This is a genomic window from Mariniflexile soesokkakense, assembly GCF_039650365.1.
Classification (GTDB): Bacteria; Bacteroidota; Bacteroidia; order Flavobacteriales; family Flavobacteriaceae; genus Mariniflexile; species Mariniflexile soesokkakense.
Genome location: NZ_JAZHYP010000003.1, coordinates 182,844 through 209,162, shown reverse-complemented (window position 1 = coordinate 209,162; position 26,319 = coordinate 182,844). Strand labels below are relative to the sequence as shown.

21 protein-coding genes are annotated in these 26,319 nt (G+C 33.7%); 13 read left to right on the top strand and 8 right to left on the bottom strand.

Translation table 11 applies throughout. From position 1 onward, the window contains the following. Positions 1-6: 6 nt before the first annotated feature. The 4 genes from VP395_RS07640 to gltB all read right to left on the bottom strand — a co-directional run bounded on the left by VP395_RS07640 (position 7) and on the right by gltB (position 8,158). Positions 7-1,599 carry a SulP family inorganic anion transporter gene (locus VP395_RS07640; RefSeq protein WP_346241196.1) on the bottom strand — a complete coding sequence of 531 codons (1,593 nt, stop codon included), beginning with the start codon at positions 1,597-1,599 and terminating at the stop codon, positions 7-9. A gap of 93 nt (positions 1,600-1,692) precedes the next feature. Beyond that, the gene (locus tag VP395_RS07635; RefSeq protein WP_346241195.1) at positions 1,693-1,947 is read right to left on the bottom strand and encodes a hypothetical protein; all 255 of its coding nucleotides are present in this window, start codon (positions 1,945-1,947) and stop codon (positions 1,693-1,695) included. A 228-nt stretch (positions 1,948-2,175) separates the two neighbouring features. Next, complete coding sequence (locus VP395_RS07630) at positions 2,176-3,639, bottom strand: glutamate synthase subunit beta (protein ID WP_346241194.1); 1,464 nt, start codon at positions 3,637-3,639, stop codon at positions 2,176-2,178. A 4-nt stretch (positions 3,640-3,643) separates the two neighbouring features. Beyond that, on the bottom strand, positions 3,644-8,158 hold the full coding sequence (gltB, locus tag VP395_RS07625; RefSeq protein ID WP_346241192.1) for a glutamate synthase large subunit: 4,515 nt from the start codon (positions 8,156-8,158) through the stop codon (positions 3,644-3,646). Positions 8,159-8,618: 460 nt separating this feature from the next. Here gltB and VP395_RS07620 point away from each other — a divergent pair, with 460 nt between their 5' ends. The 5 genes from VP395_RS07620 (at position 8,619) to VP395_RS07600 (ending at position 13,237) form a co-directional block, all read left to right on the top strand. Next, positions 8,619-9,644, top strand: a complete 1,026-nt coding sequence (locus VP395_RS07620; RefSeq protein ID WP_346241190.1) for a porin — start codon at positions 8,619-8,621, stop codon at positions 9,642-9,644. 89 nt (positions 9,645-9,733) lie between these two features. Beyond that, positions 9,734-11,017 (top strand): ammonium transporter, encoded by a 1,284-nt coding sequence (locus VP395_RS07615; protein ID WP_346241189.1) that lies wholly within the window; start codon positions 9,734-9,736, stop codon positions 11,015-11,017. A gap of 129 nt (positions 11,018-11,146) precedes the next feature. Then, positions 11,147-11,485 (top strand): P-II family nitrogen regulator, encoded by a 339-nt coding sequence (locus VP395_RS07610; RefSeq protein WP_346241188.1) that lies wholly within the window; start codon positions 11,147-11,149, stop codon positions 11,483-11,485. A gap of 25 nt (positions 11,486-11,510) precedes the next feature. After that, positions 11,511-12,752, top strand: a complete 1,242-nt coding sequence (locus VP395_RS07605; protein ID WP_346241187.1) for an ammonium transporter — start codon at positions 11,511-11,513, stop codon at positions 12,750-12,752. A gap of 146 nt (positions 12,753-12,898) precedes the next feature. Further along, positions 12,899-13,237 (top strand): P-II family nitrogen regulator, encoded by a 339-nt coding sequence (locus tag VP395_RS07600; protein ID WP_346241185.1) that lies wholly within the window; start codon positions 12,899-12,901, stop codon positions 13,235-13,237. Between the two features lie 96 nt (positions 13,238-13,333). Here the strand turns inward: VP395_RS07600 and VP395_RS07595 are convergent, their stop codons facing one another. After that, complete coding sequence (locus tag VP395_RS07595) at positions 13,334-15,922, bottom strand: phosphoenolpyruvate carboxylase (RefSeq protein ID WP_346241183.1); 2,589 nt, start codon at positions 15,920-15,922, stop codon at positions 13,334-13,336. 380 nt (positions 15,923-16,302) lie between these two features. On the opposite strand from VP395_RS07595, the gene VP395_RS07590 reads away from it, so the two are divergent. From VP395_RS07590 to nadB, 3 genes are all read left to right on the top strand, one after another. Further along, entirely contained in the window at positions 16,303-18,132 is a 1,830-nt protein-coding gene (locus VP395_RS07590) for a hypothetical protein (RefSeq protein WP_346241181.1), read from the top strand. A 224-nt stretch (positions 18,133-18,356) separates the two neighbouring features. Beyond that, a complete protein-coding gene (gene nadA, locus VP395_RS07585) occupies positions 18,357-19,283 on the top strand; it encodes a quinolinate synthase NadA (protein WP_346241179.1) in 927 nt (308 codons plus the stop codon). Between the two features lie 2 nt (positions 19,284-19,285). Then, positions 19,286-20,857, top strand: a complete 1,572-nt coding sequence (nadB, locus tag VP395_RS07580; protein WP_346241178.1) for an L-aspartate oxidase — start codon at positions 19,286-19,288, stop codon at positions 20,855-20,857. Positions 20,858-20,892: 35 nt separating this feature from the next. On the opposite strand, the gene VP395_RS07575 is transcribed toward nadB, so the two are convergent. Next, the gene (locus VP395_RS07575) at positions 20,893-21,225 is read right to left on the bottom strand and encodes a single-stranded DNA-binding protein (RefSeq protein ID WP_346241177.1); all 333 of its coding nucleotides are present in this window, start codon (positions 21,223-21,225) and stop codon (positions 20,893-20,895) included. A gap of 255 nt (positions 21,226-21,480) precedes the next feature. On the opposite strand from VP395_RS07575, the gene VP395_RS07570 reads away from it, so the two are divergent. Further along, positions 21,481-21,870 carry a hypothetical protein gene (locus VP395_RS07570; protein ID WP_346241176.1) on the top strand — a complete coding sequence of 130 codons (390 nt, stop codon included), beginning with the start codon at positions 21,481-21,483 and terminating at the stop codon, positions 21,868-21,870. Between the two features lie 98 nt (positions 21,871-21,968). Beyond that, complete coding sequence (locus VP395_RS07565) at positions 21,969-22,319, top strand: hypothetical protein (protein WP_346241175.1); 351 nt, start codon at positions 21,969-21,971, stop codon at positions 22,317-22,319. A gap of 6 nt (positions 22,320-22,325) precedes the next feature. Here VP395_RS07565 and VP395_RS07560 read toward each other — a convergent pair whose 3' ends face one another. Continuing rightward, on the bottom strand, positions 22,326-22,790 hold the full coding sequence (locus VP395_RS07560) for a CBS domain-containing protein (RefSeq protein WP_346241174.1): 465 nt from the start codon (positions 22,788-22,790) through the stop codon (positions 22,326-22,328). Between the two features lie 195 nt (positions 22,791-22,985). On the opposite strand from VP395_RS07560, the gene VP395_RS07555 reads away from it, so the two are divergent. Further along, on the top strand, positions 22,986-23,699 hold the full coding sequence (locus VP395_RS07555; protein WP_346241173.1) for a hypothetical protein: 714 nt from the start codon (positions 22,986-22,988) through the stop codon (positions 23,697-23,699). Between the two features lie 71 nt (positions 23,700-23,770). Here VP395_RS07555 and VP395_RS07550 read toward each other — a convergent pair whose 3' ends face one another. After that, positions 23,771-24,289, bottom strand: a complete 519-nt coding sequence (locus VP395_RS07550) for a hypothetical protein (RefSeq protein ID WP_346241172.1) — start codon at positions 24,287-24,289, stop codon at positions 23,771-23,773. A gap of 156 nt (positions 24,290-24,445) precedes the next feature. On the opposite strand from VP395_RS07550, the gene VP395_RS07545 reads away from it, so the two are divergent. Beyond that, positions 24,446-25,417, top strand: a complete 972-nt coding sequence (locus VP395_RS07545) for an NAD-dependent epimerase/dehydratase family protein (protein WP_346241170.1) — start codon at positions 24,446-24,448, stop codon at positions 25,415-25,417. A gap of 37 nt (positions 25,418-25,454) precedes the next feature. Beyond that, positions 25,455-26,045, top strand: a complete 591-nt coding sequence (locus VP395_RS07540; RefSeq protein WP_346241168.1) for a HupE/UreJ family protein — start codon at positions 25,455-25,457, stop codon at positions 26,043-26,045. The last annotated feature ends 274 nt before the right edge of the window (positions 26,046-26,319 follow it).

Below are 26,319 nucleotides of genomic sequence, written 5' to 3'. Positions count from 1 at the left end.
AATGTTTTAGCTTAAACTTAAATTGGATTTAGGTCTTTCGTTAAAGAATTTGATAAAACTTGATGGATTTTCAACAATACCACGCTTTGATACAAGTTTAATATCGATATTTCTTTCTTGAGCTTTAAATAGAAAATCCTCTAGAATTTCTATAATATCATAATCTAAATATCTAGTTTTAATAAGATCTAGTTCTAAATAAGTGTCTCTTGGTAAACTATCTAGCTCTTTAAGAATGGCTCCTTTATTGAAAAAGGTAACTTCTTCAGCTAGGGTCATTTTTATTTTGTGTTTGCCGTTGCTCTTATCTTCAATATGAAGGAAATGCGAGTTTTGGTAGCTTTTAAGCAATATAACTACAATTCCTACCATAAGTCCTAAACTTATACCAACTAGTAAATCTGTAAATACAATTCCTACTACTGTTGATATGAATGGCACCCATTGTTTCCAGCCCAATGCATACATTTTTTTGAAGAGGGATGGTTTTGCAAGTTTGTAACCCACAACTAATAGAATAGCAGCTAAAACCGATAAAGGGATTAGGTTAAGCAATCGTGGTATTAATATAACCGAAATTAGAAGAAAAAATCCATGTAGTATGGTTGATAGTTTGGTTTTTCCGCCAGATTGAACATTGGCAGAACTTCTTACAATTACCTGAGTAATTGGAAGGCCTCCAATTAAACCAGAAACAATATTACCAGCACCTTGTGCCAGTAATTCTTTATTGGTTGGCGTAACGTTTTTATCAGGATCAAGATTATCAGAAGCTTCAACACATAGCAAAGTTTCTAAGCTTGCAACCAAAGCAATAGTAAATGCTATCACCCAAACTTCGGTATTAGTAATTGCAGAAAAGTTAGGGAAACTAAATTGACTAAAAAAAGATGTTGCATCTTCTGGAACTGGCACACTAACTAAATGCTTGTTCAAAATAGATAGAGTGTCGTGGTTTCCTGTGATGGTCACATAAATAATACCAACTACAACTGCAACTAAAGGCCCTTGTATAACTTGGAAAAACTTAGCTTTTTTAGAAAGCACTTTATCCCAAAAAATAATAAGAGCTAAGCCTATAATTCCAATAACCATAGAGCCTAGGGTGATATTGCTAAAAACGTTAAAAATGGCGGAAAATGTATTTTCTCCTGAGGCTTCCACGAAACTATCTGCACCTTGCGGTTCTACATCGTAACCAAAGAAGTGTGGTATTTGTTTTAAAATGATGATGATGCCAATACCAGTTAACATGCCTTTAATAACAGATGAAGGAAAATAATAGCCTATAACCCCTGCTTTTAATATCCCAAACACTATTTGGATAATACCAGCAATAACAACGGCTACTAAAAAGTTTTGATAGCCCCCTAGTGTGCCAATAGCTGTTAAAACAATAGCAGCTAAACCCGCCGCAGGACCACTTACACCCACTTTTGAACCACTTAATCCACCAACAACAATCCCTCCAATAATACCTGCGATTACTCCAGAAAATAGAGGTGCACCACTGGCCAAGGCTATACCTAAACATAAAGGTAAAGCAACAAAAAATACAACGATACTTGCAGGCAAGTCGTTTTTAATAGTTTTAAACATATTATAAATTAATTTTTACTTTTGGTTGAATACCAAAAGTAATTAAACATTATTAATTGACTTTTTATAAAGTCTGAACAAAAAAAAATGAAATTAGAATATAACTTGCTCTGGAGGAGGTGAAATTAAATTGAGATGTGGTTTTGGATAATTTTTGAATCGATAACTAAAAAACTGATGCGTTTTTAATTTGAAACTAGCCAAAAAATCATTGTTTTGTAATGAAAACGGAGATATCAAATTTTTAGATTTGCAATTTTCTTCTTCTTCAGTTATTGAATAAAAGATAGAGGTGTCAATAGAATCGTCTAAAGCTACAATTACTGTAGGCGCTACTATGAGTGCCATAAATAATATTGTAAAGAATAAAGCTATTGTTTTTTTGTACATCTAAAAAATTTACTAATCGCAAATATATGATTTAACACTTTTTATTATGTTAAATAAATTTTAAAATGAATAAGAATGGTATGGTTTTGAGTTTTTGTTGATTTTTAAGCGAAATGTTTGAGTATATAATAAAAAAATTCCCTCTATAAGTTTATATAAAGGGAATTTTATAATATAGTTAAGCTTTTATAAAGCTACCAAATCTCCAGCTTCATTTTTAGTAGGTAAATCAGACTTGCCCATTAAGTAAATATCAACTTGACGTGCCGCTTCACGACCTTCAGAAATAGCCCAAACAATTAATGATTGACCACGACGCATATCGCCAGCAGCAAATATGTTAGGAATATTGGTTTGGTATTTGCCATATTCTGCTTTGTAGTTAGATCGGGCATCTCTTTCAATACCTAATTTATCTGCAATAGTGCTTTCTGGACCTGTAAAACCAAGAGCCAATAAGGCTAAATCGCATGGCCATGTTTTTTCAGTTCCTTCAACTTCTATTAATTGAGGGCGCTCACCTGGAACCATTTTCCACTCTACATTTACCGTTTTTAAAGCGATTAATTTACCGTTAGCATCTTTAATAAACTCTTTCGTGTTTATTAACCAGTTCCGTTCTACACCTTCTTCATGTGAAGACGATGTTTTTAATTGTAATGGCCAAAACGGCCAAGGCGTTGTAGGTGAACGGTGACCAGGAGGTTTTGGCATAATTTCAAAATTTACTACCGATTTTGCACCATGACGGTTAGAAGTTCCAACACAATCGGAACCTGTATCTCCACCACCAATTACTATCACATGTTTATCGGTTGCTAAAACTTGGTCTTTAACTTCTTGACCAAATAAAACTTTGGTTTGTTGGGTTAGAAAATCCATAGCTTGTACGACACCGTCGGCATCGGCACCAGGAGTTGGTAAACTTCTTCTTTCGGTGGCTCCGCCACAAAGTACTACAGCATCAAACTTTTTAAGTTCTTCAACATCGTAATTTACTCCAACATTTACGTTGGTTTTAAACGTTATGCCTTCAGCTTCTAAAATGGCAATTCTACGGTCTATAATCTCTTTTTCCATTTTGAAATTAGGAATTCCGTAACGTAGTAAGCCTCCAACTTCATCATCTCTTTCAAAAACTGTTACCGTATGGCCAGCTCTATTTAATTGCTGAGCAGCTGCTAAACCAGCAGGGCCAGAACCCACTACCGCAGTGGTTTTACCCGTTCTTGTTTTTGGTGGCTGTGGTTTTATCCAACCTTCTTTAAAAGCACGCTCTACTATTTGTTTCTCAATGTTTTCAATAGAAACCGGGTCTTCAATAATACCTAATACACATGATTTTTCGCATGGTGCAGGACACAAACGACCTGTAAATTCAGGGAAGTTATTGGTAGAATGTAGTAACCATGAGGCTTTTTGCCATTCACCTTGGTGAACCATGTGGTTAAAATCTGGTATTAAATTACCCAGTGGGCAACCACTGTGGCAAAAAGGAATTCCACAATCCATACAACGCGACCCTTGTTTGGTAATTTCCTCATTACTTAAAGGAATGGTAAATTCTTTATAGTGTTTTACACGCTCTTGTACGGGCGTATTACTTTCATCTTGTCTTTCAAATTCTTTAAATCCTGTTACTTTTCCCATGACATTATGCTATTGTTAGTTCTTCTACCATTTGTTCTTCAGTCTCTAAACGTTTTAGTGCACGTTTGTATTCGGTAGGCATTACTTTTACAAAGTTTTTTAAACTAGTTTCCCAGTTTGCTAATAATTCTTTACCTCGGTTACTATTTGTATATAGAACATGATTTTGAATTAATGCTTTTAAATCTTGCTCATCTTCATTTAAAACTTCTTCAAATTCTATAGTTTCGGTATTACATAAACCGTTTGTGAATTTATTTTCTGGGTCGTAAACATAAGCTATACCACCACTCATACCTGCAGCAAAGTTTCTTCCTGTTGTACCAAGAACTACTACTTTTCCACCAGTCATATATTCACATCCGTGATCTCCAACACCTTCTACAACAGTAATAGCACCAGAGTTTCTAACGGCGAAACGTTCGCCAGCAATTCCGTTGATATAAGCTTCACCTTGAATAGCGCCGAATAAACAAACGTTACCAACAATGATGTTATTTTCAGCTATAAAATCAGCCTTAGCAGGTTTTTTCACAATTAATTTAGCGCCAGATAATCCTTTTCCTAAATAATCGTTTGTGTTTCCTTCTAAGGTAAATGTTAAACCATTGGCGCCAAAAGCTCCAAAACTTTGTCCAGCAGAACCTGTAAAGTTTACATTAAGTGTATCTTCTGGTAAACCTAAATGGCCATAGATTTTAGAGATTTCATTACTAACTATAGCTCCAACAGTACGATCTGTATTATGTATAGGATAAGAAAAAGTCATTTTTTCTTTTCTATATAACGCTCTGTGAGAATCTTTTAATATTTTAAAATCAAGAACCTCATCTAAATTATGATCTTGTTTTTCAGTATTCTTAACGGTCATTAATTTATAAGCTTCCGGACGGTGTAAAATAGCCGATAAGTCTAAGCCTTTCGCTTTGTAGTGCGAAATAGCTTTGTTGGCGTTTATTTTATGGGTTTGGCCAACCATTTCTCCCAGTGTTCTAAAGCCTAATTGCGCCATAATACCTCTTAATTCTTCAGCAATGTAGAAGAAGAAGTTAATAACGTGCTCTGGTGTGCCTTTAAAGTTTTTACGTAACTCTTTATCTTGAGTTGCGATACCTACTGGACATGTATTTAAGTGACACTTACGCATCATTATACAGCCTGAAGCAACAAGAGGAGCGGTTGCAAAACCAAATTCTTCAGCACCTAATAAGGCTGCGATAGCAACATCACGTCCTGTTTTTAATTGTCCATCGCACTCTACAACAATTCTACTTCTTAAGTTGTTTAAAACCAAGGTTTGTTGTGCTTCGGCTAAACCAAGTTCCCAAGGTAAACCTGCGTGTTTTAAAGAGGTTAAAGGAGAAGCTCCTGTACCACCATCGTAACCAGCAATTAATACCACATCGGCTTTGGCTTTGGCTACACCGGCAGCAATGGTACCAACACCAACTTCAGATACTAATTTTACATTGATTCTTGCTTCGCGATTGGCATTTTTTAAGTCGAAAATTAATTGTGCTAAATCTTCAATAGAGTAAATATCGTGATGCGGAGGTGGTGAAATCAAACCAACAAATGGGGTTGAGTTACGTGCCGCAGCAATCCATGGTAATACTTTTTCACCAGGTAACTGTCCACCTTCACCAGGTTTAGCACCTTGAGCCATTTTAATTTGAATTTCCTTCGCATTGGTTAAATAATGAGAAGTTACACCAAAACGACCCGAAGCAACTTGCTTAATAGCAGAGTTACGACTATCGCCATTTAAATCTGGATGGAAACGTTTTCTATCTTCACCACCTTCACCAGAATTGGATTTACCACCAATACGGTTCATGGCAATGGCTAAGTTTTCGTGTGCTTCTCTTGAAATAGAGCCGTAAGACATCGCACCTGTCTTGAAACGTTTTACGATTTCTGTCCAAGGTTCTACTTCTTCTAATGGAATGGGGTCTAATTTATCAAATTCGAATAAACCACGAATCGTCATTAAATTTTCAGACTGTTCGTTGATGGCTTTTGCGTACACATCATAACTCGCTTGGTCGCTTAATCGAACCGCTTGTTGTAATTTTGAAACAGTGGTTGGGTTGAACATATGGCGTTCGCCGTTACGTCTCCATCTGTAATCGCCACCAATATTCAATCCCAAACGCTTGTCTATTAAATTGTTTGGATATGCATATTTGTAACGTTCGGTAATTTCTTTTTCAATTTCATATAAGCCAATACCTTCGATTCTTGATGCGGTATATGGAAAATATTTTTCTACAAAAGCAGAATTGAAACCTACTATTTCGAAAATTTGAGAACCTCTGTACGAATGAAGCGTAGAGATTCCAATTTTATTCATAATTTTTAGGATACCAGACCCGATAGCTTTGTTAAAGTTGTTAACCGCTTTTTCTTCGTCCATACCAGTAATGAAACCTTCTTTTACTTGAGAACGAATGATTTCGTTTACCATATAAGGGTTAATAGCACTAGCACCATAACCAAATAAGGTAGCAAAATGATGCGGTTCACGAGGTTCTGCAGATTCGATAATGATATCGAAATAAGAACGCTTGCGCAAACGGTTCATTTGGTGGTTTACATAAGAACAAGCTAAAAGCGCAGGAATTGGTGCGAAATCTTTATTTACACCTCTATCAGAAAGTATGATAATGTTTACGCCTCTATCAATTGCTTTAGAAACTTGAGTAATCATATCTTCTAAAGCATCTTCTAAACCGTTAAGTCCTTGTGATTTTGGGTATAAAATATGAATTGTTTCGGCTTTGAAACTTTCAATTTTTATAGTTCTTATTTTTTCTAAATCGGCATTGGAAATAACAGGATTTTGAATTCTTAGTTTTCTACACTGTCTTTCGGTAATGCTGAAAATATTTCGGTCTTTTCCAAGATTTAAACTAATATCGGTTACAATCTCTTCGCGAATACCATCTAAAGGTGGGTTGGTAACTTGTGCAAACAATTGTTTGAAATAGTTTGAAATAAGTTGTGGTCTGTCTGACAATACAGCCAAAGGTGTATCGATACCCATGGAGCCTAAAGCTTCTTTACCTGAAACCGCCATTGGGGTGATAACTTCCTGAATATCTTCAAACGTATAGTTGAATAAACGTTGGCGTGTTTTGATATCGATGGTTTCAATAGGGCAAGTTTCGTTGGTATATGGTACATCTTTTAAATGTAAACGTGTTTGGTCCAACCATTTTTTATATGGTCTTTCAGAAACAATTTTACTTTTAATTTCTTCATCTTCAATAATGCGACCTTTGTTCATGTCTACCAAGAACATTTTTCCTGGTTCCAACCTACCGTGTCTTTCTACATCCTCTGGGGCAATATCAACCACACCAATTTCCGAAGCCATAATTAATTTACCGCTTTTGGTAATGGTATATCTAGATGGTCTTAATCCGTTTCTATCTAATAACGCACCAATATAATCGCCATCTGTAAAAGGTACAGAAGCAGGACCATCCCAAGCTTCCATAATACAGGCGTTGTATTCGTAAAAAGCTTTACGCTCTTCAGACATGGTTTTGTGTTTTTCCCAAGCTTCAGGAATCATCATCATCATAATTTCAGGTAATGATCTGTCGGTATGTGTTAACAGTTCAACCACCATATCCATAGAAGCAGAATCTGATTTTCCTGGTAATATAATTGGGAATAATTTTTCTATTTGCGGACCAAAAACCTCACTTTTCATAATCTCTTCGCGCACTCGCATTCTGCTTACGTTTCCACGAAGGGTGTTAATCTCACCATTTTGACACATAAAACGGAACGGTTGTGCCAGTTCCCAAGTAGGCATCGTGTTGGTAGAGAAACGTTGGTGAACCAGTGCTAAACGGGTTACCAAATCTATTTGCTGTAAATCGGTATAGTATGGTCCAATATCTTCAGGCATGATGATGCCTTTATAGATAAGGGTTGTCGTAGATAAGCTAGGTAAGTAAAAATAACCGCTTTCAGAGATTTTAGATTCTCTAATAGTATGTTCGGTAATTTTACGGGCAGCAAATAATTTTGCTTTAAAAACAGCTTCGGTAATCTCTTCTGTTTTGCCAATAAAAATTTGTTCTATGTTAGGTTCAGAAGCCAGTGCAATTTCTCCTAAATTTGAAGAATCTACAGGCACTTGTCTCCATCCTAATATAGAAAGTCCTTGTGCTTTTATTTCTTTTTCAAAAGTATTTTTACAGTATTGATATTGGTTAGGTACTTTAGGTAAAAATACCATACCTACGGCGTATTCTCTTTGTGCAGGGATACTAAAACTACATACGCGTTTAAAATAATCGTGAGGAATATCAATTAACAAACCAGCACCATCTCCGGTTTTTCCATCAGCACTTACACCGCCTCGGTGTTCTAACTTCACTAGAATTTCTAACGCATCGTGAATAATTTGATTTGTTTTCTCTCCTTTTAGATTACAAATAAAACCTGCACCACAATTTTCGTGTTCAAATTCAGGCAAATACATTCCTTGTTTCTTCAGCATAATCAACAAATATTGGTTTAAAACTTGAGTTGAAATGCTAAGATATGACCTTGTTCTTGAATAACAATAGAGGGCAATTCATTATTTCGATTTTAGAAGCGAAGTTTGGCTAAAAATAATTATATATCAATAATAAAGACATTTTTTATTAAATATTCAACACCTATTATTATAGAATAAATAAGGATTACTGAAATTATGTTAATAATTGTTTGCATTAATAATAATAAAATCACTAAAAATTAGAAAATACTGACAATAATTCAATTGAACTGTTTAGCAAAAAACCAAAAAATCAAAAAAATCACAAGACACCCTATAAAAAATAGGGTAAAAAATGAAATATTCGTAAAAATAAATCAAACACCCCTAATTTTTATAGGGATTAATGTTTTTTAGTATAGTTTTACGTCATTCTTAAGGAACATAACCAAGATTAATAACTTAAAATTTAAACATTATGAAAAAATTAATTACCCTTTCAATGCTTTTTATGGCTACGGTACTATTTGCTCAAGAAGAAGCGCCAGCGCCAACATTTTCTTTTAGTGGTAGTGTTGATGCATATTACAGAGCGAATTTTAATGCTCCAAACGATGCGAGTTTAACGGCTCCAGGTTCATCATTTGCTAATTTGCCAGGTTTTGCTTTAGGTATGGCTAACGTAATTGCGTCTTATGAAGGTGAGAAAGTTGGTTTCGTTGCCGATTTAGTATTTGGTCCAAGAGGTACTGATGCTATTTTTGCTTCTCCAATGTATTCTGCAACTGGAAATATAGTTAATCAATTATATGCTTACTGGAATGTTAGTGAAAGTGTTAAATTAACAATGGGTAACTTTAATACCTTTTTAGGTTATGAGGTTATTTCTCCAACTGCAAATTTTAACTACAGTACATCTTATTTATTCTCTTACGGCCCATTTAGTCACACTGGAGTAAAAGCAGATTTCACTTTATCTGAAGATTTTAGTTTAATGTTAGGTGTTTTCAATGATACTGATTTAACTGAATTCAACCCAACTGGTGATTATGCATTTGGTGCACAATTGGGATACAAAGGTCAATTCTTAAATGTTTTAGTAGACCCATCTTTTACTGAGATTGATTATACAGGTGGTTTTGATTTATCTGACTCTTTCTTTTTAGGAATTAACGGAGCTTATTTAAGTCTTGAAGATAATGGTGGCGGTTTCTATGGCGGTGCTTTATATCCTCAATATGCAGTGTCTGATGCCTTTACTCTAGGTTTGAGAGCTGAGTATTTTGTTGAAGATAAAGATGTTGAATTTGGTGCAATTGGTACTGGCTTGCCAGATTCTAGTGTATTTGCTACTACATTAACAGGAAGTTTTTCTATAGATAATTTAACTATCAAACCTGAGTTAAGATTAGATAGTGCTTCAGATGATTTCTTCTTAGACAATGACGGCACTCCTGCAAAAAGCTTAAGTTCTTTTGTACTAGCTGCTATTTATTCTTTCTAAGAACGTATCATACAATTTACATAAGGGGGCAATTGAATATAGATTGTTCAATTGCTCCCTTTTTTTACTAACCAATAAAATTAATTATTATGTCTTTATTAAACATATCTCTATTAATTCAAGATACCGCCGCCATAGAAGGTGACATGGGAATGCTTTGGATGCTTATTTCAGGTATTTTAGTATTCTTTATGCAAGCAGGATTTTTCTTGGTAGAGTCTGGAATGACAGATTCAAAAAATGCGGTAAACATTGCCATGAAAAATTTCCTGGACATTGCGGTTGGCTCATTAGCTTTCTGGTTTGTTGGATATTCATTAATGTACGGAACCGATGTGTCTGGAGGAGTCTTCCATTGGGGAGGTTTTACCTTCTCTCAAGGAGCTGCCGATTTATTCTTCCAAACGGTATTTGCTGCAACAGCTGCAACAATTGTGTCTGGAGCTATCGCTGGAAGAACTAAATATACAACATATGCTATTTTCAGTATTGTCATGACCGCTTTAATCTACCCAATAGCTGGTGGCTGGGAATGGAACGGTGGCTGGTTAAATAATACAGATGGTATTATGCCTGCTGAATTTATTGATTTTGCTGGATCTTCAATCGTTCACTCTGTAGGTGGATGGGCAGCATTAGTTGCTGCTTGGATGGTTGGCCCTAGAATTGGTAAATTCTTAAACGGTAAACCAATTGAAATGCACGGACATAACCAGATGTATGCTACTTTAGGGGTATTTATTCTTTGGTTAGGGTGGTTTGGTTTTAATGGAGGTTCTCAATTAGCTTGGGGTGGCGATGATGCTACTGCTGCTTCACAAGTTGTTCTAGTAACTAATTTAGCGGCTTCGGCAGGTGCTTTAGGTGCTTTGTTCTTTACTTGGTTTAAAAACGGAAAACCAAATTTAGGAATGACTTTAAATGGTGCGCTTGCTGGTCTTGTAAGTATTACGGCTGGTTGTGGTAACATGTCTGAAGGTGGAGCTGTATTAGCTGGTTTGCTTGGTGGTTTACTTGTTGTATTCTCAATTGGTTTTGTTGAGAAAACTTTAAAGGTTGATGATGCTGTAGGTGCCATATCTGTACACGGTGTAGCCGGTGCTTGGGGTACTTTAGTTATTGGGCTTTGGGGTGTAGATGGTGATGCTGGCATAGGTCTTTTTAATGGTGGTGGCGCTGCTCAATTAGGCGCTCAAGCTATAGGTGTTTTAGCATATGCTGCATGGTCTATAGGACTGTCTTATATTTTCTTATTAATTTTGAAGAAAACTATAGGTTTAAGAGTATCTGAATCTGAGGAAATTGCAGGTCTTGATATTTCGGAACATGGTTCTTTAGCTTACCCAGGTAAGAGACAAAGAGAAATAGAATAATTTATTTAAAACTTAAATAATAAAAGATGCCTTATTAAATAAGGCATCTTTTAAATGTAAAAAAATTATTTAAATGTAATTTTTTTATAAACAAATGTTTATTTTTTACAACTAAACAATAATGATATTATGAAAAAAATCGAAGCAATTATTAGAAAATCCAAATATCGCGTAGTAAAAGAAACGTTACACGAAGTTGGAGTAAATTTTTTCTCTTACTGGGATGTGACTGGTATAGGAAACGAAAAGGAAGGGCATGTATATCGTGGCGTATCATATAGTACAAGTGATATTCAACGTAGATATTTGTCTATTGTAGTAAATGATGATTTTGAAGAAGCAACTATACAAGCAATTCTTCGTTCTGCTGGTACCGGTGAAGTGGGAGATGGTAAAATATTTGTGTCTGACGTCAAAGAATGTTACAGAATAAGAACAGGAGAAAAAGGTGGAGACACTTTAAAATAATAATCATCTAAACAAAAATAATATTATGGAATTACTTACAACAAATAATGTATGGATGATGATCTGTACAGCACTTGTATTTTTTATGCACTTAGGGTTTTCGCTTTTGGAAATAGGGTTGACCAGACAAAAGAACACCATTAACATTTTATTTAAAAACATTTTTATAATAACCATTGGGTTGCTTCTTTACTGTGTAGTAGGATTTAATTTAATGTATCCAGGATTTGCAGAAGATTCGTTAGGGGTTTTTGGTTTTGCTGGGTTTGGTTTAGATTCACCATTAACAGCTGAAGGTGTTCTAGATTTAACATATAACGAAGGCTATACATACTGGACGGATTTCTTATTCCAAGGTATGTTTGCTGCTACCGCTGCTACCATTGTTTCTGGAGCAGTTGCAGAGCGTGTTAAAATTGTTCCTTTCATGATTTTTACAGTAATATATGTAGGGTTGGTTTACCCAATTGCTGGATCTTGGAAATGGGGCGGAGGTTTTTTACAAACTTTAGAAACACCATTTTACGATTTTGCAGGTTCTACCTTAGTACACTCTGTGGGTGGATGGGCAGCTGTAGTTGCGGTTTGCTTATTAGGTCCACGTATTGGCAAGTTTAAGGAAGGAAAACCACAGGCAATTCCAGGACATAACATTCCATTGGCAACTGCAGGTGTTTTAATTTTATGGTTAGGATGGTTCGGGTTTAATGGAGGTTCTGTGCTTTCTGCAGATCCAGGATTAACATCATTAACTTTAGTAACAACTTGTTTAGCAGCTGCGGCTGGTGGTGTGGTAGCTATGTTAGTATCTACAGCCATGTATAAAAACTTAGATTTAACCATGTTTTTAAATGGTATATTAGGTGGTTTAGTTGGTATTACTGCAGGTGCAGACCAAATGAGTCCAACCGATGCTATTTTAATAGGCTCTATTGCGGGTGCTTTAATAGTGTTTGGAGTAGCTTTTATTGACAGATTAAAATTAGATGATCCAGTTGGTGCTATTGCAGTTCACTTAATATGTGGTATTTGGGGAACCTTGGCAGTAGGTATTTTTGGAGATTTAGCAGGTGTAGATCAGTTTATTAGTCAATTAATAGGTGTTGGTGCTTATGCTGCTTTCTGTTTGGTAACTGCGTTTGTTATTATTTTCACACTTAAGAAAACTATGGGAATACGCGTTTCTGAAAAAGAAGAATTAGAAGGATTAGATGCCCATGAGCATGGTATGGATGCATATCCAGACTTTAGGTTGAATGAGCATTAATCTATAAGTATTTAACATACAGTATTGAAAAAGAGATGTTTTGCCGTTTGGTAAGGCATCTTTTTTTATGATATAAAAATAGAACAGTCTAAAAATACTGCCGAAATTTTCTTTAATTTTGATATAAACTATTAAATGGAGTTATTATGAAGAAAATTGAAGCAATCATTAGGAAATCTAAATATCGCGTAGTAAAAGAAGCTTTACACGAAGTTGGAGTAAATTTTTTCTCTTATTGGGATGTTACAGGCATAGGAAATGAAAAGAAAGGGCATGTTTATAGAGGGGTATCTTATAGTACAAGTGATATTCAACGCAGATATTTGTCTGTTGTTGTAAACGATGATTTTGAAGAAATTACCATACAAGCCATTCTTAAGTCGGCTGCAACGGGAGATGTAGGCGATGGAAAAATATTTGTATCGGATATAAAAGAAGCCTATAGGATACGAACCTCAGAAAGAGGGGGTGATACTTTAAGATAATTCGCGGTTTATATTTAAAGGCTTGGGAAGAAAATACAAAAAGGCTGTCTTGATTTTAAGACAGCCTTTTTCTTTTGTAAACGATTCTATTATAATTTACGCAGAGTTTCTACTTGCGTTGATATTTCCGAATAAAGAACGCATTACAATTTTTTCAAATATTTTTATTTGCTCTTCGTCTTTAACATCTTCCTTTTCTAATTCTTGAATTTTTTTCAGTGCGTATTGCTGTATAGTAAGTAATGGTAAAACAATTGATTCCCTAACGGCAATAGAGGCTTTTCCAGAGGGTTCGTTTTCCATTAGTTCTTTATACCCAGTAAGCTTAAGCAATAAGGTTTTAGTTGTAATATATTCATCATAAATGATATTCCAAAAAGCTCCAAATTCTTCGTCTTTAGACATGTATTTAGTTAAATCGAAAAACGATTTAGATAAAGCCATCATGCTGTTTTCCAACAAGGTTTTAAAGAATTTAGAGTTTTTATAAAGTTGTTCTACTTTATTAAATTCACCTTTTTCTTCATACTTTTTTAATGCTGTACCAACACCAAAAAATCCGGGAACGTTTTGTTTTAATTGGCTCCAAGATCCAACAAAAGGAATGGCTCTTAAGTCTGAAAACACTAACTTATCTGAATTACCTCTTTTTGATGGTCTACTACCAATATTGGTCTTTGCGTAGTATTTTAAAGTACTCATTCTTTCTAAATATGGAATGAACATTGGATGATTTTTAAAATCTTTATACGTTACGTAGCTGGTCTCAGCCAAATCTGTCATTACAACTCTATCGTCTTCAGACATTTCTAACTTGTCTTTCCCTATTCTGTTAAACATACCAGAACTAATTAATTGCTCTAGGTTGTATTGAGAAGAATCTAAAGTTCCGAAATTAGAACTAATGGTTTGCCCTTGAATAGTAAGCTGTACTTCTTTATCCTCAATATTTGGCCCTAATGATGCGTAAAACTGATGTGTTTTTCCACCACCTCTAGCAGGTGGTCCACCACGTCCATCAAAAAATATAGCAGTTATATCATATTTTCTAGACATTTCAGTAAGCAATTCTTTAGCTTTATAAATACCCCAGTTCGCCATTAAATAACCACCGTCTTTTGTGCCGTCAGAAAAGCCCAGCATAATAGTTTGTTTCTTGCCACGACTTTTTAAATGTGCCATGTATGCAGGGTTTGTATATAATTGCTCCATTACTGCAGGAGCATTTTCTAAATCGGTAATAGTTTCAAAAAGCGGTACAACATCAACCGGTAATTGATCTTTAAACGCTACTATTTTAAGCATAGCAAAAAGTTGCATCATATTTAAAGCCGTTTGGTTGTTGCTAATAATATATCTATTAGCTCCACGCTCTCCATTGCTTTCTTGTATCTCTTTAATGGCTTCAATGGTTTTTAAAGTATTATAAACCATTTCGTCTTCAAATACATTAATATCAATAGACTCATCTGTTACATTAGATAAAATTTTGATTTGTTCAGCTTCAGATAAATCGTGGTAATTTTTTGGAAAGGACGTATTCCCTTTACTAATTAAATGGTCGATTACTGTTGTGAAAACCGAATGGTGAATACGGCTATCTTGCCTAATATCTAAGGTTGCAAAGTTATATCCAAATAAATGAATTCTATTTATTAAACTATTTATTTCGGTAACGTACAGTGATTGAAATTCTTCAACAATAACGTTTCTTATACTCAATAATTCGGTAAGAAGTTCTTTTGCCGTTATAGCTTCAGGGTAATTTAAGTTGATACTATAATTGTAAGTAATGGTTTCTAAGCGAATAATGCGTTCTTCAATACCTCTAAAGGTGAGCTTGCGTCTTAAGTTTTTTAAATCTGCGTAATATTTTTTTAATATGGCTTGTTTAAGCTTTTTTGCTACGCGAATGGTGGTGTCTGGTTTTACAAATGGGTTTCCATCTCGGTCGCCACCAGGCCAAAAACCAATATTAATTATTTCGTTATGTTTTTTGCCATCATCATAAATGTTCTGTTGGATGTAATTATAAATTTCTCCAAAAGACTGATAGAAAACATTTTCCAAATACCATATCAAACTTTTTGCTTCGTCGTAAGGTGTTGGTTTTTCATGTTTAAAGAAAGGTGTTTTTCCTAATTGAGCAAACAGATTATTAATTTCCGACAGGTTGTTTTTCTTAATAGCTTCTGTTAAGTCTGTAATAATTCCAAGTACCGAACCCGGGTAAAATTGGGTTGGATGCGCCGTTAAAACTATGCGTACTTTAAATTCTTCAAGATAGCTTTGTAGTTCTTCTAGGTTATTGTTGGAAACAGCAGATTCTTTCAAGTTTCTTAAAGTACCAATACCTTCCATGTTGTTTACAATAGGGAAAGCGGCATCTTCAACCGCATCAAATAAAACTACTTGACGTTCTATGTATTGTATAAATCTAAAAAGCAGATTTATTTGGCTTTCTTTAGTGCGTCTTCCTTGGTATTTTTTAAAGAAAGTATCAACTATAGTGGTTGGGTCGTCTCCATTTTTAAATCCTTTTTGGCAGGTTTCATGAAATAAAGGAAGTAACGCTCCTGTTTTTGTAATAGCATCAAAAGGTAAGGTCATAAATATACTATTGTATATTTGGTATTTAGACAGTACGTTTTGCTTGAATCGTGTTAATTTTGGTTCTACAGACATATTAGGTAGTTCTATTGAAAATTAACCATAAAAGTAAGGAAGCTAAATTAAAGATTGCAGACTTTCTAAAATTTTATTGATTTTTGTTATTTACCGTTTTCTAATTGAGAATAATTAAAAAAAATAGCAACTTAACCCGAATCTTTATAGCATCTGTTCCTTTTAATACTTTTCAGAACCAATGTAAAGGTTTCCGTTTTTTAAATAGTGTTATTTAGAAGTATGATAATTATCATGTTTTTTTATACTATTTTGTTGGTACTTCGCATTTTTTAACCCGCTTATAAAGGTGTTCAAAAAAAGGAAATTACAATGCCGTTTTTAAACACTAATTTTTATTAATGTGAATACTTTTAAAGTATTTGATAAACAAGAAGCAAATGAATAAAAACCATACATTTCATATTCCTGTAATGGGAATTGGATTTACAGTAGACTCACCGTTAAAGGTTGCTCAATACGGAATCGATTCTGTAATTTCATTGGTTGATGATATTTTACTAGAGAAATTAAGAAAAATGTATAGTGAGAAATTCGAAATTCCTTATACTGAAATAACCGACAAAATTGATGACTTTAGAGCTAAACGAATCACATCTTATTTAGATATGATGAGCGATTTGGTTGACAGAAAATTTGAAGCTTTAAAAAATGGCGCTACCGATAAAGGAGAAGAACTTAAAGCTTATGTAAGCATGCTGCCATCAAGCTCTACAGTAAAGCAAGAATTTAAGAAGCTAACAGAAAAAGGGTTTTGCCTTTCTGAATTAAAAAAATGGGCGTCACAAAACCTAATAAAAGGAAGTATTGATGTTAATATTATGACGAAAGTTGATAAAGACAACTATATTAAAAATGAAAAGCTGCCTATTGAATATAATGATGCTCACGCTGCTTTGCGGGGTTTTGCCAATAGTAAACTGCAATCATCGGTGGTATTATCGGCAGGTATGAATCCCAGGTTGTATGCGTACATGAGCCAGTTTAACGATTTTTATCCGGCAGAAGATGGAACTTTTAAAAAGAAAATTATACTAAAGGTGAGTGATTATAGATCAGCACTAATACAAGGTAAGTTTTTAGCAAAAAAAGGCTTGTGGGTATCAGAATATAGAATAGAATCGGGACTTAATTGCGGTGGGCATGCTTTTGCAACCGATGGTTATTTATTAGGCCCAGTTTTAGCAGAATTTAAAGAAAAAAGAGAAGAATTGCGAGATTCTATTGAGGTGATGGTTAATCAGGAATTAATCAACCAAGGCCGTGCCATATCAAAAGCACCATTAAAGTTGAAAATTTCGGCACAAGGTGGTGTTGGTACTAAAGAAGAGCATGAGTTTCTGCTTAACCAATATCAATTAGATGCTGTTGGTTGGGGAACGCCCTTTTTATTGGTGCCAGAAGCAACAACAGTTGATGAAAAAACCATGAACCAATTGATGCTTGCTAAAGAAGAAGACATGTATTTAAGCGATATTTCACCATTAGGAGTGCCATTTAACAACCTTAAATCAAACACCAAAGATTTAGAAAAAGAAATCCTAATTAATAAAGGCAGACCCGGGAGTTCGTGCCCTAAGAAATTTGTGGCCTTAAATAAAGAATTTAAAGAAACTGGCATTTGTACAGCATCTAGAGAATATCAATATTTAAAAATAAAAGAGTTAGATAAGGTTGGCTTGCCTTTAAAAGACTATCAAAAAGAATTTAATAAAATTACCGATAAATCTTGTACCTGTGTAGGTTTAGGCACATCTGCTTTGTTGGCTTATAATTTAGATACTAAGGTGGAAGGTAATGGTGTTTCTATTTGTCCCGGACCTAACATGGCGTATTACTCAAAAATTGTGAGCTTAAAGAATATGACCGACCATATTTATGGACGCGATAACATGATTTCTAGAACCGATCGTCCAAATCTGTTTATTAAAGAACTCTCAATTTACATCAGCTATTTGAAAAATAAATTAGATGCTGTAAAAACAGCAATGACTACTAAGGAAGAAAAATACTTATTAACCTTCGCCAATAATTTAAATGAGGGCATTTCTTATTATAAAACTTTGTTCAGCGAATTGAAAAACCCCTTTCAAGAGATAAAAGAAGATATTTTTCAGTCGTTAGATAACGGTGAAAACACCCTAAGTTTAATTTTATTAGAAATTCAAAATTTATCAACTCAAAATCAAGAAAAACAGGCAGCTCTATAGGGTTTTATATTTCATGCGTTTAAATCTCCTTTCTTTTTTATTAAATAAATAAGCTTTTGTTTATAAAGAATTTAAAGAATTGAGAAAAATATAACGTGTCTTTAATTTTGGTTCATTTTTTTAGGCAATCTCAGTTCAATACAATTATAATTAAGATATTTGTAAAATAATTGAATTGCATAAGAAGCATTTCTTATGTAAAATGTTGAAGATTAATAGAATTCATGGACTTAGTAAAAGAAATTAAGCGTTTAAAAGAGGAGAAAAATGCTGTAATACTTGCGCATTATTATCAAGTAGCCGAAATACAAGATATTGCTGACTATGTTGGTGATAGTTTACAGTTGTCGCAAAAGGCTGCAGAAACTGATGCCGACATCATTGTATTTGCAGGCGTCCATTTTATGGCTGAAACTGCTAAAATTCTAAACCCAACCAAAATGGTGGTGCTGCCCGATTTAAAAGCAGGTTGTTCTTTGGCCGATTCTTGTCCGCCAGAAGACTTTGAAAAATTCACAAAAGCGCATCCAGACCATGTGGTAATTACTTATGTGAATTGTTCGGCTGAAATTAAAGCATTAAGTGATATTGTTTGCACATCATCAAACGCCATAAAAATTGTAGAATCGGTACCAAAAGACACACCTATCATTTTTGCTCCAGATAAAAATTTAGGGCATTATGTTGCTAAGCAAACAGGTAGAGACTTGCTGCTGTGGGACGGAAGTTGTATTGTACACGAAGCATTTTCAATAGATAAATTAATCGAGTTGCATAAAAAGCATCCAGAGTATAAAATAATAGCGCATCCAGAATCTGAAGAACATATACTAAACACGGCGACTTATATTGGGTCAACTTCTGGCATGATAAATTTTGTAAAAACGCATCCTAAAGAAAAATTTATTGTAGCTACCGAAGCTGGAATTTTACATAAAATGCAGTTGGAAATGCCTAACACAGAATTAATTCCTGCACCAGCGGTTGAAGATAATACCTGTGCCTGTAGCGAATGTCATTTTATGAAAATGAACACGCTACAAAAATTATACGATTGCTTACTAAACGAATCACCTCAAATAGAGGTGCCAGAAGATATAAGAGTGCGTGCGTTATTGCCTATAGAACGCATGTTAGAATTATCTAAATAAAAATGATTGAAGCAAATTATTTAGTAATTGGTTCAGGGATTGCTGGGTTAACTTTTTCGGTTAAAATAGCTGAAAAATTTCCTAACAGAAGTGTTGTTATTGTAACCAAAGCTAATGAAGACGAATCGAACACCAAGTATGCACAAGGTGGTGTCGCGGTTGTTTTAGATGCTGAAAAAGATTCTTTTAATAAACATATTGAAGACACACTTATTGCCGGCGATGGCTTATGTGATGCAGAGGTGGTTAAAATGGTTATTGAAGAAGGACCCAAGCGATTGGAAGAACTTATGCTTTGGGGGGCTAATTTTGATTTGGATGCTAGTGGTGAATTCGATTTAGGAAAAGAAGGAGGTCATTCAGAATATAGAATAATACACCATAAAGATATAACGGGTTACGAGATAGAGCGTGCTTTACTTAAGCGGGCACACCAATTACCTAATATTAGTATTTTGCCACATCATTTTGCAATCGATTTGGTTACCAATCATCATATAGCTAACAATGCATCTGAAAAATTATCATGTTACGGCGCCTATGTTTTCGACCAAAAAACAGATAAAATTTTTACTATTAAAGCCAATAGCACACTTTTAGCCTCTGGGGGTATTGGTTGTGTTTATGGACATACTACCAACCCTGTAATTGCAACAGGTGATGGTATTGCTATGGCTTACAGAGCTAAGGCACAAATTAAAGATATGGAGTTTGTGCAATTTCATCCAACAGCTTTATATGAAGCTAAAGGAGAATCGTCTTTTTTAATTTCTGAAGCAGTAAGAGGTTTTGGGGCATATTTACGAAACAATTCTGGACATCGGTTTATGTTAGATTATGATAATCGTGCTGAACTAGCTTCCAGAGATATTGTATCGCAAAGTATTGATAGCGAACTTAAAAAATCGGGAGATCCGCATGTGTATTTAGATTGTACCCATTTAGATATGGATGCTTTTAAAAATCATTTTCCGAACATATATAATAAATGTTTAGAGCACCACATTAAAATTGATACGGATTGGATCCCGGTGGTACCTGCGTCTCATTATTTATGCGGTGGAATAGATGTTGACAAAAAAGGAAGTACAAGTATTGCCAATTTGTTTGCCTGTGGCGAATGTTCACGAACTGGCTTACATGGGGCCAACAGGCTTGCTTCCAATTCGTTATTAGAGGCTCTGGTGTATGCGCATAATGTTTTTAAATACCATAGTGAAAACGACTACAAACCAATTGAGGTTTTAATCCCAGATTGGAACGATGAGGGTACAATCATCCCCAAAGAACATATTTTAGTACAGCATAATTTGAAACAAATGCAGGCTTTAATGCGCGATTATGTTGGTATTGTAAGAAGTAATAAGCGCTTAAAGCGTGCTATAAAACATTTAGATTTAATTCATAATGAAGTTGAAGAGCTTTATAAGGAATCTAAAATATCTACATCGCTTTGTGAGTTGCGAAATATGATTAACGTATCGCATTTAATTGTAAAACAATCGTTAAAAAGAACCGAAAATAAAGGGGGGTATTATAATATTGATAATGTGAAAAATAACGAGGCCTTTTAAAAGACCTCGTTATTTAAAACTATTTGAATTAAGTTTTATTTTCCTAATAGTAATAATTCGCTACAAACTACCTCAGTTACATAACGTTTGTTTCCATCTTTATCATCATAACTACGGGATGTTAACTTACCTTCAATGGCTACTTCTTTTCCTTTGGTTACATATTTTTCAATTATTTGGGCTGTTTTCCCCCAGGCAACCACATTGTGCCATTGTGTATCTGTAATTTTTTCGCCTTTGGTATTAGTGTAGCTTTCGTTTGTTGCAATAGCAAATTTTGCCAATGTTTTGCCAGATTCTAAATTAATGATTTCTGGATCGTTCCCTAAGTTGCCAATCAACTGTACTTTGTTTCTAAGTGTGTTCATAATTTTATTTTTTAATCGTTAAACAGTTAATACTATCGAGTTCTTATGTTTCGACAAGGCAAAGATGCGAGGGTTAAAAAATTATAATCGGTTAGTAAACATTTGTGTTCGTTTGTAATTATTTGTAGTCGTTTAAATCGTTTTAAGTCTTTTATATATTAGGATAGTGCCATATTTATATTTTTTTAATATTAATGATAAATTTGTATATTTAGTGGCATCTATATACAATTTACCACAACGAGAAATAAAAAAATGAATAGGTTTTTTAATTTTATTACTGAAAATGGATTGGCTATTGGAGGTTTTTTTATGATTTTAATCAGCTGCATAGTTTTAAGAAATGGCTATTTAGATGAAAAGATTACTGAAAAAAATAATTATGTTAAAGTAAGAGTTGTTGACTGTTATGAATATGGAAAGAGAAATTACTTTTTAAAATTTGAGTATGATGAAAAAACATATGTAAAAAGAACAAAAGCTTTATACTGCGAAAAAGTTTCAGGGAAGAATGAAATAGAAATATTAATTAATGATAATAAAGATGGATTTATTTTACTGGATGAATATGAAAATGATTTTACTTTTGGTATTATATTATTCTCAATTTCATTAGTTATTATTTATAAGGGTGTAAAGAAATAATGGAATTTTAGTTGAAAAAAAATATTTACAGATTTTACTGAAATTTTAATTCATAAAAGGTAGAAAATATAAACATTTAAACCAATTCAAATAAGCGTATGTCAAAAACCTGTTTAGAATGTAGTGAAAAAATAATTGGAAGAAGCGATAAGAAATTTTGTAGCGATTATTGCCGAAACGCTTATAACAATACCATTAATAAAGATTCTAAAAACCTGATTAGAAATATAAATAATAGGCTTAGAAAAAACTGGCGAATTTTAGAAACCTTAAACCCAGAGCAAAAAACAAAAACCACGCGAACAAAGCTTATTCAACATGGTTTTGATTTTAATTTTTTTACAAGCACTTACACTACTAAAGCAGGAACAATATATTATTTTGTTTACGACCAGGGGTATTTGCCCTTAGAAGATGAATATTATGCCTTGGTAAAAAGAGAAAGCTAAAAAATATTACCAAGTCTGTCCTTTTAAAGCAATAGCAGCTTTCAATATGTCTTTCTGACTTATTTGACCCACCAATTTTCCGTTTTCAACAATGGGAAAACGTCTGCGTTTTGATTCCAAAAACTTATTAGCAGCATCGAAAATATTCATGTTTCCATCAATGGTTTCAACATTTATAACCATACATTTTTCAACGGTATTATTTTCCATAGGCAAATTGTGGTATCTGCTTTCACTTATTTGTTTAATACAATCACCTTCAGATATAATACCAACTAATTCATGCTCGTCGTTTACAACAGGGCCACCAGAAATTCTGTTCTTAATTAAGGAATCAATAACATTTTCCATAAGTTCCTCAGGTTTGAAGGTTATCAGGTTTGTAGACATATAATCACTAACCTTAATAGGCAAATCTGCGCTGCTCTTTTGCTGATTTTTTCTAGAGGCTAAAAAACTTTTAATTCCCATAATTTTTATTTTTAATAAACCTAAAGTACTTATTTTTTTTAAACTTTCCTAATAATGCCTTTTTCATCTGGCATTAAATTAAGATTGGCATCTTAAGAATATTAATTATTAATTGTAAACGGAAATAATTAATATACTTTTAAGAGTTTAAATGTTAATTTTTTATAGTTTTAGCCCTTTAAAATATTATAAACAATGAAAAGATTATTTGTATTAGGATTATTGGTGAGTAGTTTTATAATGAGTGCACAAAGCAACTATGATTTATTGAAGCATTATGAAGCTTATTATAAGCAAATGAAAAAACAAGGAGATGTTCAAGGTATCATAAACGCTATGACGCACTTAAATGTGCTATCGCCTTCTCCAGCAAGAATGGATACACTAGCTTATATTTATATGAGTGAAGATAAATACATACAGGCCTTAAACACTATAGGTTATGAAAGAATGGTTGATGATTCAGACATTGCTATAGAGGTAAAAGCTGTGTCTTTAAAGGCTGTTAAACAACCAGAATTAGCCATTGGGCAATTTGAAGAAATGTTTAAAAGAAACCCAAATGCTTTAATCGCGTATGAATTAGCAGAACTTTGTTTACAAACACAGAAGCTAACCGAAGCAGATAAGCACATTACTTATGGGTTAACAAATGCTAAAGACGATATGAAAAAGGCATTTTACGAAACACAAACACCTTATGAAGTATCATTAAAATCGGCTTTTATGTACTTGAATGCGTTGTCTACTTATAACAAAGACAAAAAAGTAAATATTGATAAAGCTGTAGATATTTTAGACGCTACCCTAAAGCTGTCTCCAAACTTTAATTTAATACAGTTAACAAAAAACGAATTGTTAAGACAAAAACAAGTGTTACAAGCACAAGCAGCACAACCTAAAAATTAAGGAAACTAAACGATAAAAAAGCGGCAAACATTCTATCATGTTTGCCGCTTTTTTATTGATACTAACAAGATTTAAGGTTTTTCAATAATAATATTATCGTTTTCTGTCTTTTTATTCATTTGTAAATTTAAATTAGAAAACGCTATTAAAAATTCTTTTATATTGGTAAGAAGCTCATCTTTTGTTGTAGTTGATAAATTTGATAAACTTTCTAGTTTTAAAATCTTGGTTTCTAAAGCCGAAATTCTAGCTAAAATAGAGGGACTATTTACATTGCTAGGGATGGTTTGTTTTAAGTTGTTTATTAACTCTTTAATTTCTTTTGTGTTATTGTGAAAGAAACTTAAATCGGCTTTTTTTATATTTTTTATAACATCCTGTAATTGCTTGTATGCATTCCAATTTATGGTAACATCTTCTGTTCGGCTGTCTAAAATATAATCGGTGTACTTAATTTTCGAAATGTCCTTTGTTTTAATTTCCAAACTGTCGTTGGGCTTATCAAACGTTACATCACTTTGCTCTTCGTTTTTTTTACAAGAAAATGCCACAACCAAAAAACACAAAACACTTAAATATTTAAAATTCATAGTTAAAATATATCATATAAAAAGCAAAGATATAAGATTCGTTTCTTTTTTTTGTTAGATAGTTCGCGATAGTATTCGCAATATTTCATTTTTATAATACGATATTATCAATAAAAACTTATTATTTTTGATAAAAATATACAAATATTGCATTAAATGAAGTCTAAAATATTAATAATTGGTGCTTGTGGGCAAATTGGGTCAGAGTTAACATTTAAGCTCAGGGAATTATATGGTGCTGAAAATGTAATTGCCAGTGATATTAGTTACAGTAATTTAGATATTGTTAATTCTGGTATTTTCGAAATTGTAGATGCGCAAAACTACGCAAGCGTTAAAGTATGTGTTGAAAAATATAAGATTGATACAGTTTATTTAATGGCAGCTATTTTAAGTGCTACAGGCGAAAAATACCCCATGAAAGCTTGGGACTTAAACATGGAATCGCTGTTTCATGTGCTGAATTTAGCTCGGGCAAAATTTATAAAAAAAGTATTTTGGCCATCAAGCATTGCTGTATTTGGCACCACCACGCCTAAAGAATATACCCCGCAATATACTATTATGGAGCCATCTACCGTTTACGGTATTACCAAACAAGTTGGTGAACGCTGGTGTGAATATTATCATAAAAAATATGGAGTAGATGTGCGCAGTTTGCGCTACCCAGGGATTATTAGTTGGAAAACATTACCTGGAGGTGGCACAACCGATTATGCAGTAGAAATTTATCATAAAGCCATAACCGATGGGTTTTATGATTGCTTTTTAACTAAAGACACCGAATTACCAATGATGTTTATGGACGATGCCATAAAAGCAACCGTGGATATTATGACAGCCAATAAAGATGCTGTAAAAATAAGGTCATCATACAATTTGGCAGCCATTAGTTTTACGCCAAAAGAGCTTGCCGAATCTATAAAAAGGAAAATACCAGATTTTAGAATTACCTATAACCCAGATTACAGGCAAGACATAGCTAATAGTTGGCCAAAAAGTATCAACGATTCGTATGCAAGACAAGATTGGAAATGGAAACATCAATTCAACCTTGAAGATATCACCAAAGAGATGCTTACTCAACTCAATAAAAAATATAGCACATCGTTAAACAATTCTAAATAATTGTATATTTGGTTTTCCCTAAATCCTAAATAGTATTATGTTCGATAATTTTTGGTTTAACGTTCAATATGGCATCAACCACGTACTAGATGTAAAAGCCTACGACCACGTGTTGTTTCTTATTGTTTTAACTGTTCCGTATTTATTCAAAGATTGGAAACGCGTTTTGTTATTAGTGACCATGTTCACATTAGGGCACACACTATCTCTTGTTTTGGCAGTGTACGATATTATTAGTGTTCAAGCAGGTATGGTGGAATTTCTTATACCTATAACCATACTAATTGTAGCGCTCTTTAATGTGTTTACCTCTGGCAAAGGCGCCCAAAAAGAAAAAGTAGGGGTCTTATTTTTGTCAACACTCTTCTTTGGTTTAATACATGGTTTAGGCTTTGCTCGTGAGTTTAAAATGCTATTAAGTGATTCCGATAATAAAATAGTGCTATTACTAGAATTTGCTTTAGGTATCGAGTTGGCTCAAATAATCATTGTGTTTGCAGTTTTGCTATTAGGCTACATTATGCAAACCATATTCAGGTTCAACAAACGCGATTGGATTATGGTAATTTCTGCCATTGTAGTTGGTTTGGTAATCCCCATGATACTTAATAGTGATTTTTTAGCATAGTTTAAAATTTGGGCGTTACCACAAGGGTCGGGCTATTCACTACAAGTCCTCGCTCGTACCTCGCTGTGGGCTTTCCGTTGCTGTCCCTAACGCAAACAGCGTTTCTTATTAAAACTTACCGTTATTTTGCAAACTTTCTAAAAACTTTAACGAACTTGCGTTGTAATTAAAATACGAACCAAGTATATTCGTTATAGTATTTCGCGTTAGGGATAGAAGTGAAAATACTTTTGCTTTTTTGCAAAAGATTGCAACGTATAGCCCGACCCGATAG